This window comes from Actinacidiphila guanduensis (genome assembly GCF_900103985.1).
Taxonomy (GTDB): Bacteria; Actinomycetota; Actinomycetes; order Streptomycetales; family Streptomycetaceae; genus Actinacidiphila; species Actinacidiphila guanduensis.
The window spans coordinates 21423-28605 of record NZ_FNIE01000030.1; the positions used below are offsets into that span (position 1 = coordinate 21423).

7 protein-coding genes and 1 pseudogene are annotated in these 7183 nt (G+C 74.3%); 4 read left to right on the plus strand and 4 right to left on the minus strand.

Going from position 1 to position 7183, the window contains the following annotated elements; all coding sequences use genetic code 11:
- Nucleotides 1-61: 61 nt before the first annotated feature.
- The 3 genes from BLR33_RS33935 to BLR33_RS33945 all read left to right on the plus strand — a co-directional run bounded on the left by BLR33_RS33935 (nt 62) and on the right by BLR33_RS33945 (nt 2681).
- Nucleotides 62-1573 carry an MFS transporter gene (locus tag BLR33_RS33935; RefSeq protein WP_218136760.1) on the plus strand — a complete coding sequence of 504 codons (1512 nt, stop codon included), beginning with the start codon at nt 62-64 and terminating at the stop codon, nt 1571-1573.
- Nucleotides 1574-1833: 260 nt separating this feature from the next.
- Nucleotides 1834-2133, plus strand: coding sequence for a hypothetical protein (locus BLR33_RS33940; RefSeq protein WP_093788849.1), 300 nt, complete (start codon nt 1834-1836; stop codon nt 2131-2133).
- A gap of 59 nt (nt 2134-2192) precedes the next feature.
- Complete coding sequence (locus tag BLR33_RS33945; protein ID WP_093788851.1) at nt 2193-2681, plus strand: GNAT family N-acetyltransferase; 489 nt, start codon at nt 2193-2195, stop codon at nt 2679-2681.
- Nucleotides 2682-2711: 30 nt separating this feature from the next.
- On the opposite strand, the gene BLR33_RS33950 is transcribed toward BLR33_RS33945, so the two are convergent.
- From BLR33_RS33950 to BLR33_RS33960, 3 genes are all read right to left on the minus strand, one after another.
- Nucleotides 2712-3593 carry an alpha/beta fold hydrolase gene (locus tag BLR33_RS33950; RefSeq protein ID WP_093788853.1) on the minus strand — a complete coding sequence of 294 codons (882 nt, stop codon included), beginning with the start codon at nt 3591-3593 and terminating at the stop codon, nt 2712-2714.
- 250 nt (nt 3594-3843) lie between these two features.
- Nucleotides 3844-5301 carry an FG-GAP repeat domain-containing protein gene (locus tag BLR33_RS33955; RefSeq protein WP_093788855.1) on the minus strand — a complete coding sequence of 486 codons (1458 nt, stop codon included), beginning with the start codon at nt 5299-5301 and terminating at the stop codon, nt 3844-3846.
- A 106-nt stretch (nt 5302-5407) separates the two neighbouring features.
- Nucleotides 5408-6100, minus strand: coding sequence for a class I SAM-dependent methyltransferase (locus tag BLR33_RS33960; RefSeq protein ID WP_093788857.1), 693 nt, complete (start codon nt 6098-6100; stop codon nt 5408-5410).
- Between the two features lie 103 nt (nt 6101-6203).
- Here BLR33_RS33960 and BLR33_RS33965 point away from each other — a divergent pair, with 103 nt between their 5' ends.
- Entirely contained in the window at nt 6204-6551 is a 348-nt protein-coding gene (locus BLR33_RS33965) for a DUF1330 domain-containing protein (RefSeq protein ID WP_093788859.1), read from the plus strand.
- Between the two features lie 195 nt (nt 6552-6746).
- Here the strand turns inward: BLR33_RS33965 and BLR33_RS33970 are convergent.
- Nucleotides 6747-7183: pseudogene (locus BLR33_RS33970) on the minus strand (hypothetical protein); the annotation flags it as partial.

Below are 7183 nucleotides of genomic sequence, written 5' to 3' on the forward strand. Positions count from 1 at the left end.
CAACTCTCGCTTGCCGAAGTTGCGTGGCGCACAGCGCCGGCTCATCCGTAGCGTCGTTCCCATGTCCACTACTGCCACGTCCTCCGGTGCGCGCGAGGCCGCCGCGCCCGGGTCCTCACCGCGCGGCCTGCTCGCGGCCATGTGCGCCTGCGTCGTCCTCGTCGTCGGCATGGTCGCCGCCGTCAACCTCGCGGTGCCGATGCTCGCCGCGAGCGGCCTGCACCCGTCGGCCTCCGCGCTCGTGTGGATCGTCGACCTCTACGTCGTCTTCTTCGCCTGCCTGGTGATCCCCGGCGGCGCGGCCGGCGACCGGTTCGGCCGCAAAGGCGTGCTGCTCGTGGGCCTCGTCGTCTTCGCGCTGGGCGCCGCCGTGTCCGCGCTCGCGCCCGATGTCGCCGTGGCGCTCGCCGGCCGGGCCGTCAGCGGGGTCGGCGCCGCCGCCGTCCTGCCCAACACACTCGCCGTCCTCCTGCACGCGGTGCCGCCGCAGCGGCGCCCCGCGACCATCGCCACATGGGCGTCCATGACCGGCATCGGCGGCGTCGTCGGCAACGTCGGGGGCGGTGCGCTGCTGATGAGCGGCTCCTGGCGCTGGCTGTTCGCGGCCGCGGTGCCGCTCGCCCTGCTCCTCGCGGCCGTCGTCCACCGCACCGCGCCCGTCTCGGCCCGGCACGACCGGCGGCTGGACCCGGCCGGCGCGCTGCTGCTCGTCCTGGCCTGCCTGGCGCTGCTGCTCGGCATCGTGCAGGGGCCCGAGGCGGGGTGGGGGAGCGCGGTCGTCGTCGCCGGGTTCGCCTGCGCGGCCGTCCTCTTCACGGTGTGGGTCGTGGTCGAACTACGCGTCGCCCACCCGCTGCTGGACCCGCGGCTGTTCCGGCTGCCGGGGTTGCGCAGCGCGAGCCTCGGCATGACGGCCGTCTTCTTCGGCATGTTCGCGCTCTTCTACGTCAACGCGTCCTTCCTGCAGTACGGCAAGGGGTTCAGCGTGCTGGAGACGGGCTTCGGGATCGTGCCGCTGACGGTGCCGATCATTCTCCTCGGCGGCCGAGTGGGCCGTTTCGCCCGGCGGTTCGGCACGGGCGCGACCACCGCGCTCGCCTTCGCCTTCGTGGGCGGCGGCCTGTTCGGCCTCTCCACCGGCGGCTCCTCGACCCCGTACGCGGTGTACGCACTGTGGCTCGTGGTCACCGGCGTCGGCGTCACCCTCGCGCTGCCCACGCTCTCGGGCGCCATCGCCACGGCCCTGCCTCCCTCCCAGGCGGGCGTGGGCGCTGGACTGCAGGCCACGACAAGGGAGTTCGGCAGCGCGCTGGGTGTCGCGGTGATCGGCACGCTGCTCACCTCCCGCTTCACCTCCCTCCTGCCGCCCTCGTCCTCGTCCCACCCGCACACGGTGGCCCAGGCCCTGGCCACGACCCCGCCCGCCCAGGTCCCCGAGGTCGTCTCGGCCTTCACGACAGCGGCCACCACGTCCCTCCGCACGATCGCCCTGACCGTCCTGGCCCTGGGCGCCCTGGTCACCCTGGAATCAGCCCTCACCACCCACCACCCCCGCCGGAAGCAGCCGCGCTGACAGGCGTGCGGCGCGTGCCTGGCGGCACCGAGGCCGCCACGGCCGTGTGCGCCCCGTGAGGGCGGTCGTCGCCGCCCGTCATGGAGTCATTCGCGTGACGTTGCGCAAGCCCCCGGAAGGGTCCGAGGATCTGCGCCACCGCGTGCCTACAGTCGGATGATCAGGAGGTTCGACCCGAAAGGCGCCGGATCGTGCATTGGCACGCGTACAGCTACAGCGGTGGGGGGCGGCCTTCGGATCGGGAGGCGCGGGATCCGTCGGTGGTCGCGCCGCCGCTGCTCGTCGCGGACTGGGTGCGCAAGCCGCGGAGCATGCTCGTGGGGACCTTCACGGATGTGGACAGCGCCCTGGCGTGGCTGGAGCGCGAGGTGCGGGCCTCGCCGCCCATGGAGCACGGGGTTCCCGTCGAGACCGTGCTCCGGTACGCGCGGGCGCGGCTGGGGGAGGAGCCCGGCGACCAGGTGACGCGGTACTACACCGCGGGCGGATACGTGTGCCGCGACCTCGTACGGTGCCCGCCGCAGGGCCCCTGCCCCGATCCGCCCGGGCGCGAGGGGTGAGACGGCCCCCGCGGAAAAAGGAGTGGAAGCGCGGGGTCCCGCGCGGGCACGCTGGGCCGATGCCGATCAGGGAAGCCGCCGCCGAGGACTGGCCGGACATCTGGCCGTTCTTCCACGAGATCGTCGCCGCGGGCGACACCTTCACCTACCCGGCCGACCTCACCGAGGAGCAGGCGCGCGCGACCTGGATGCTCGCCGCGCCCGACCGCACGGTCGTCGCCGTGGACGAGGCCGGCACCGTGCTCGGGTCGGCGAAGATGAACCGGAACCACCTGGGCAACGCCTCGCACATCGCGTCCGCGAGCTACATGGTCGCCCCGGCGCACTCCGGCCGCGGCGTCGGGCGCGCCCTCGTCACGTACACGCTGGAGTGGGCGCGGGCGGCCGGCTTCCGCGCGATGCAGTTCAACGCGGTGGTGGAGACGAACGAGCCCGCCGTCCACCTCTACCGCTCCCTCGGCTTCGACATCGTCGGCACCCTCCCGGAGGGCTTCCGCCACCCGGCCCGCGGCTACGTCGGCCTGCACATCATGCACCGGGCCCTGTGAGCCGTCGCCGTCGAGCGGCCGAGCCCGGCGTCAGGCCGTGTGCGCGGCCAGCGCGTCGATGAGCTGCGGCCACAGCTCACGCGGACGGTCGTGGCCCATGTCCGGGACGAGCATCAGCCGCGCGCCCGGGATCAGCTCCGCCGTCCGCCGGCCGCCGCTCGGGTCGATCAGCGTGTCGTCCAGGCCGTGGACGACCAGGGTCGGCACCGTGAGGCCGCGCAGCGCCTCGGCGCGGGAACCGGCCAGCACCATCGCCCCCAACTGGCGGGCGGTACCGGCCGGGTGGTGGGCGCGGTCGTAGCCGGCGGCGGCCAGCTCGCGCAGGGCCCGTACGTCACCGTAGCGCTTGGACGCCCACACCAGGTCCCGTTCGGCGGCGGCGATGTAGCCCTCGCGGTCGGCCGGCCGCGGCCGGAACAGCACCGCTTGGGCCTCCGGGCTCGCCCGGCCGTACTCGGGCTCGCCGGTGGAGGACATCATCGAGGTGAGGGTCAGTACGCGTTCGGGGTGCGCGACGGCCATCGTCTGGGCGATCATGCCGCCCATCGAGGAGCCGACGACATGCGCGCGCTCGACGCCGAGGGCGGTGAGCAGGCCGAGGCCGTCGTCGGCCATGTCCCGCAGCGTGTACGGGATCATCGCCAGGGCGGCCGCGATGTCGCCGGAGGTGACGGCCGCGATGAACGCGCCCATGTCGACGGGGTGGTGGTCGAACCTGGTGGACAGCCCGCAGTCGCGGTTGTCGTAACGGACCACATGGCGGCCGCGGTCGGCGAGCGCGCGGCAGAAGTCCTCGTCCCAGGCGATGAGTTGGGCCCCGAAGCCCATCACGAGCAGGACGGTGGGGTCGGCGGGGTCACCGAAGGTCTCGTAGGCGAGTGAGACGTCGGGCGAGACGGCGGTGATCGGCATGAGCGGCAGTATCGCCGTGCGGCCCGCCCCGGCGCACCCGGTTAAAGGCGCCGGTCAGCCGGCCGCTCGGGTACGGGTACGGAGTGCCTGCCCTTCGCCGGGGCGCAGGTGCGGCCGGGGGCCGGAGCGGGCGCCGTCCGCGCGAGGCCGGCCGTGCGGCTTGAACGCGGCACCGTCCTGTCGGCCCGGCCGCCGCGTTCGTACGACCGCCACCCCCGCGCACTCCCGCCACCCGCGTCTGCAGCGCCGCTCACCGGCCGAAGGCGGAGCCGAAGCCCGTACCGTAGCCCGGCCCGTCCGGCGGCAGCGGCGTGCCCAGACCGTCCGAGGTGATCGTCAGCGGGTGGCTCGCGTCCAGGCCCTCGGCGCTGCCGCGCAGCACCGTCACGCTCGGCGGCTGGTCGTGCGGGGCGCCGGTGACGAGGTCGACACGGCCGTCGCCGTCGGTGTCGAGCATCGTCATCGCGGTCGCGTCGCGGCCGGGCAGGAGCTGGGCGGCGGAGGTGGTCAGCCCGTGCGGGCCGCCCCGCAGCACCAGCACCTCGCTCGGCGCGCCCTTGCGCGGCTCGGCGAAGAAGGCGAGGTCCGCGGTACCGTCCCCGTTCACGTCCCCCGCCACCGGCAGCCCGCCGAACCCGTCGGCGACCAGTGCCCCGGGCAGCCCGGCGGTCGCGGCCGTCAGGGTGAGCGGGGTGCGCTTCGCGCCGCCGTACCAGACGGTCAGCCGGCTGCCGTCCTTCGGCGGGCCCGGCTCCTCCTGCTGCGGTCCCAGCTCGTTCGGCAGGCCGACGGCGATGTCGTCGCACCCGTCACCGTCGAAGTCGCCCACGGCCAGGGGCTCGCCGTACGAACTGCCGTAGATGTCCTGGCCCTTGGCGTCCTTCAGCCGGGGGCCGCGGGTGACGCCGGTGGCCGTGCCGTACCAGACGACGGTGGCGCGCGGGGTCGGGGCGATGTCCGTGTACTCGGTGGCCCAGGAGGTGATCAGGTCGCTGCGCCCGTCGCCGTTGATGTCGCCGACTGCCACGACCTGCTCGTCGAGGAAGGGGTCCGCCTTGCCGGCGGGCCGGTCCACGGGCAGGCGCACGGTCGCGGTGCGGGCGGGATTGCCGGAGCGGTCGAAGGGACCGTAGGCGATGGTCTCGGTGAACGGGGAGCTGCCCGTGGTGGCGAGGTCGGCGTGTCCGTCGCCGTCGAAGTCGCCGGTGAAGGGGTGGGCGCCGTGCAGCCGTGCGGGCTTGCCGTCGGCAGTGCCGCCGCTCCACAGCACGAACAGCGTGCTGTAGCCGGCCTGGACGACGAGGTCGGCCTTGCCGTCGCCGTCGAGGTCGGCGGAGGCGGTGGCCGCGCCGAAGTAGGCGCCCTGGCCCGCGGGGCCCTCGCCGATGCCGTTCTGCGTCAGCAGCCGCGCGTGCTTCGGGTCCGGGCCCTGGCTGCCGCCGGGCAGCACGGCGGCGTACCCGGCGTCCCGTACGCCCTGGACGGTGGCGCCGGTGTCGGGGAGGACGAGGTCGGCTCTTCCGGTGCCGCCGAAGTCGTACGGAACGGGCTTGGGGTGCCCGTGAGTCGGGGAGCAGGACACGGCCGGCTGGGCGGACGCGGTCGCGTGACCGCCGCCGGAGCCGTTGGAGCCGCCGGAGCAGCCCGCCACGCCGAGGGAGACCCAGCACACGGTGACCGCGACAGACGCGGCAAGTCGCTTACGCACGTCAACGCAGACTCGGTGGAGCCGCGGATGGTTGCCCCCGCGGCGCGGTTCGTGGGTGTGCTGCCCCCGCCGGGCGTACGAGGTGTGCCCGAGGACGGGCGCCCGGCTATGAGGGTTCGCCTCGGTCCGTGCCCTCGCTCCCGTGCGGTTCGGCCGCGGCCTTGGCGAGCACGTCGTAGCCGACGAACTCGAAGAGGCGGGCGCCGTGGCGCAGGGGGCTCGGTGTTCCGGCGAACCGGTGTGCGCCCACGCCGAAGGTGACGTCCGCCGGGGACAGCCAGCGGCGCTCGAAGTCCCGCGCTTCGAACCACGCGCAGATCTGCGGGACGAGGTCGGGCGCGCCGCGGTGCCGGGTCCAGACGACGGTTGCGCCGGTCCTGCACAGCCGGCTGCACGCGGCGACGGTGCCCTCGATCGCGCGGTCGGTGATGTTGCCGAAGACGCCGCAGATGAGGACGAGGTCCGCGGGTGCCATGCCCTCGTACTGGTCGATGAGTCCGGCGTCGCCGGCCACGACCTCCACGTGGCGCAGGCCGGCCGCTTCGGCCCGCTCCCTCGCGGCCGCCACGTTGCGCGGGTCCAACTCGACCAGCCGCGCCCGTACGTCGTCGCGGCGGGGGTGCCGGGCCAGAACGGGCAGGAGATCGCGCCCCTCCCCGGCGCAGAGGCTGATCACCTTCAACTCGCCCTCCGGTGCCTCCGACAGAGCGGTGTCGATCCGCGCCTGCACGGTTCGCAACCGCCGCGCCAGCCAGGAGTCCGCCAGGTCGTACTGCTCGTGCCACCTGCTCCAGTCCATCCACGAAGGGTAGGCCCGGACTTGGCAGGTCGTCCCTTCGATTCTGCTGTGTGCGGCATGCCATGATCGGCTGTGTACGGAGCCGACCGACTGGAGGGACACCATGCCCGCCTACGCCATAGCGCACCTGCAAGAGGCCACTCTGGTCCCCGAGATCGTCGAGTACATCGAGCGCATCAGCGCCACCTTCGAGCCGTACGGCGGCCGATTCCTCGTGCACGCGACACCGCACGAGGTGAAGGAGGGCAGCTGGCCCGGGCACGTCGTGGTGATCGGCTTCCCCGGAATCGCCGAGGCGCGGGCCTGGTGGGACTCACCCGCCTACCAGGAGATCGCCCCCCTGCGCTCGCGGCACATCGAAGGCGACATCATCCTGGTCGAGGGTGTCCCCGAGGGCTACGACGCGGCTGCCACGGCCAAGGCGATGCGGGCGACCCTGCCTGCCGAGTAGCCCAGGTCCGGGCCCGGCGTCCCGGTGCGCTGGGCCCGCACAGGTCGAAGGCGGTGCCGCACGACGACCGAAGCGACCGCGAGCGGTCCCTTGACGCCTTGGGAGCGGCGCTCGACCGCGCCCCTCGTGGCGGACCAGGACGCGGCCTCGCTGTCACTGCGCCGAGGGGCGGGGCTGCCGCGCGGCCGTCGCCGGTCAGTGGATGTCGACGGTGACCGGGTGGACGTGGTCGGAGGGCGTCGGGTCCGGTGGGGCGCCGCCTTCGCCGAACCGGACCAGGGCGAGTGCGCCGAGGACGGCGAGGCCGTAGCCCGCCACGCCGAGCGGGGCGAGGCCGGGGCGGGTGCGGTCGCCGAGTGCCACCACGCCCACGATCGCCGGGCCGAACGTCTCGCCGAGCACCATGGCCGCAGTGGCGATGGTCACCGAGCCGTGTTGCAGGGCCGAGGTGAGCAGCAGGAAGCCCGCGCCGCCGGCCAGCAGCAGGGCGTACGTCGCCGGGTCGGTCACGATCGCGCCGGGCGACAGATGGGGGATGAGGCGTACCGCCAGCGTCACCACGCCGAAGCCCAGGCCCGCGCCCAGCCCGAGAGCGGCCGACCGCACCCGAAGGCCCGGCAGCCGGCCCGCGG